We start from the raw sequence: 3,354 nt of genomic DNA, 5'->3' as shown, positions 1-3,354 counted from the left end.
TTACAGCTACGGTTCTGGCTACGGGTCCATATGCGAATACGGCGGAGATCACGGCCGATGAGGATGATCCTACACCGGGCAACGACAGTTCTACTGTTACGCCTGAGCCTCTGAGGGCTGATATTTCGATTGAGAAATCCCAGATAGCTTCTGATAATCTACCACTTCCAAATGTCAGTTCTTCAGCATCTAGTTTGATTACTGTTTCCCCTTCTGAAATTGTAGCAGGTACAAAGATTTACTATTATTTGAGGGTGATAAATAATGGTCCGAATAATTCCATAGATGCCTTAATTTCCGACAATTTACCTGCGGGTATTTCAAATCCGGAGTTTTCCTTAAATTTTGGTAATTCATGGGATCCTTGGAACGGTGAGCGTTTATTGAGCAATTTCCTTGTCAGTCCGGGCGTAAACAATATTCTTATCAGAGGCGATGTGGACGCTGATCTGACAGCTACAACGTTAGTCAATACAGCTACGATCAACAGTTCAGTTACATTTGATGATGATCTTTCGAATAATGAATCTTCTGTGACAACTACGGTTGTTCAATCAGCGGATTTAAGTATTACCAAAGAAGAGTTGATTTCTCCTGTACTTATTGGTGGAGTTATAGACTATAGGATTATTGTGTCCAATGATGGGCCAAGTACTGCAAGGAATGTAATTATTACCGATGCAATCGATAATGCAATAATTTCAGACCAAGAGTATTCGATAGATAACGGTGCAACCTGGATAAGTCCATGGACTGGAAGCCTCAACGTTGGTAATTTAGCAGATCAGGCAAGCTTTACCCTGCGTATCCGCGGTATTGTTGTGGATGCTGCACCTGATCCAAATGTAGATCCTATTCCAAATACGGCTTCAGTGACATCTGATGCTGTTGATCCGAATCCATTGAACAATACGGTTACAATTGAGACGGCATTGGGAGTTGAAGCAGATCTTAGCATTGTCAAAGATGGTCCTGCGGAGGTTACTGCCGGAGAATCGGTGCTATACACAATTACGGTAACCAATAACAGTGGTACTTTTAATGCATCCACTGTGAGTATTGTTGACAATATAAGTTCGTCGATTGCTAACCCTGAGTTTACTGTTACCCCTGGTGATGAATCCAGCTGGCAACCGTGGACAGGATCATTGTCAATAGGGACCTTAGCGGCCAACAGTACGTTTGAACTTTCGATCAGAGGTGTTGTCCGCAGCAATGTTACTATTGCCGCACTTGGGAATACTGCGACAGTAACTTCGGGAACACCTGATGGTGATTTAAGTAATAATACCTCTACTGTTTCATCTGCTGTATTGCGGATTGCGGATGTTGGAGTCAGAAAAGAAGTTCTTCCTTCCTCTAATTTGGTAGCAGGAGGAGAGGTTCGCTACCTAATTACCTATTTCAATAACGGTCCAAGTGATGCCTTCGATGTTACAGTTACCGATATTGTACCATCTAGCTTGATAAATGTGACGGCCTCGAGGTGTCTTTCAAATTTTGTTGCCTGGACAGGATCGTTGAATATCGGGACGGTTGTGGCCGGGGGTGAGTGTACGGTAGAAATCAGGGCTACGGTAGCTCCAGGGTTTACAGGCTTGATAGATAATACTGCTTCTGTGGTAAGCAATCAGGATGATCCTGATACGGCAAACAATTCTTCTACCGTTACAGTAGAGATTCCACCGATTATCAGTGTTGGAGACGTGACAGTTACGGAAGGAGATATTGCGGTGTTTGATATTCAATTAAGCACTCCGAGTATCAATACTATTGATATCATACCACAATTGATTAGTGGTACGGCCGTGATTGGTGTGGATACTGCTCCTCCTTATGAGTACAGTATTGATGGAGGTGTCACATGGATAGAATGGATCGGTGGACCGATCAGCATACCTGCTGGAATTACTAGCGTATTATTTAGGGTTCCAACGGTGGATGATGACATTGATGAAGATGATGAGACATTTACTTTCACGGTAAGCAGCTCAGATACATCTAATCCAAGCGCTAGTGCTACGGGTACTATATTGGATAATGATGTTCCCGCTCTATCTATAACTAAAACTCAAATTGATGGTCCTAATCCTGTTACAGCGGCAGGTCAAGTATTAACCTATCAAATAGTAGTTGAGAATACTGGTTCGGCTATCCTTACGAATATCGATGTTACAGACCAATTCCCTGGAGCCGGTCAGGGGACTTTAGGCCTTCCAGTTAAAAGTATCAATACTGATAATATTTTGGACTTGGGAGAGACTTGGACCTATCCTGCTACTTATACTGTTACTCAGGTAGATATAGACGCTAATCTTGATCTTGTCAATACTGCTAGGGTTACAACTATTGAGATTCCTGGCCCTATTGAGGGAATAGCATTGACTGAGGTTACTCAGACTCCGGGTATAGCAGTTGTGAAGACAGCGAGGATCGGTGGCACGGGAGCCGGCCTTGAGGGCGAGGTTATCACGTACACGTTCACGGTGACCAATACGGGTAACGTGACCTTGAGCAATGTAGCAGTAACGGATCCATTGACAGGAATATCAGCGATTACGTTGAGCAGCGGTACTACTACGTTGGCACCAACAGAGACAGCTGTGTTTACAGCGACCTATACGATTACGTTAGCTGACATCAATGCTGGCTCCATCACGAACCAGGCGACAGCTACGGGTACAGATCCGAACGGGGTCGATACTACAGACCTATCAGGCACAGCTGTTGACAATGATGATGTTACATTTATTGATCTATCAAAAGCCCCTGTGGCGAATGATGATTTTAGCTTAGCCAATCAGCCTGGTCCTGTAACACTGAATGTTACGGCTAATGATACTGATGCGAATAATGATCTGGACGTAAGTACGGTTCAGTTTGTGGGTACAGATAATCCTGGTGATGCACTTGTTGTGACAGGCCAAGGAGTTTGGAGTGTGGATGTATTTGGTAATGTAACGTTCACTCCAGAATTGGGCTTTACGAATGATCCTACACCTATTTCTTATGTGGTAAGTGATGCTACTGGATTGGTGTCTAATGTTGCTAGGATAACAATTGATTATGCTCCAGTAGCTACTTCTGATGAAAGTTTAGGCAACGCGGTAGGTCAGCCGGTAACGGTAGCTGTACTTGCAAATGATATTACAGGAGACTTAGTAGTACCTGCGACAGTACAGTTGGCGGGCACGGCAGCAGCCGGAGCACCGTTGACAGTAGCAGGCGAAGGAGAGTGGACGGTGAATACTGCAACGGGAGCAATCACGTTCACCCCAGAGGTTGGCTTCACGGGCAATCCGGCTGCGGTAACTTATACGGTATCCGATACCCAGGGCAATGTTTCGAATGCAG

At 44.5% G+C, this 3,354-nt stretch carries 1 protein-coding gene; it reads left to right on the top strand.

Translation table 11 applies throughout. The features are described 5' to 3' along the window. The coding region (locus IE080_RS19230; RefSeq protein ID WP_189586777.1) for a CLIPPER-2 domain-containing protein at positions 1 to 3,354 on the top strand (3,354 nt) is incomplete at both ends.

The organism is Mongoliitalea lutea, assembly GCF_014652135.1.
Taxonomy (GTDB): domain Bacteria; phylum Bacteroidota; class Bacteroidia; order Cytophagales; family Cyclobacteriaceae; genus Mongoliitalea; species Mongoliitalea lutea.
Note: the sequence above shows the minus strand (reverse complement) of the source record. Positions and strands in the feature narration are given on the sequence as shown.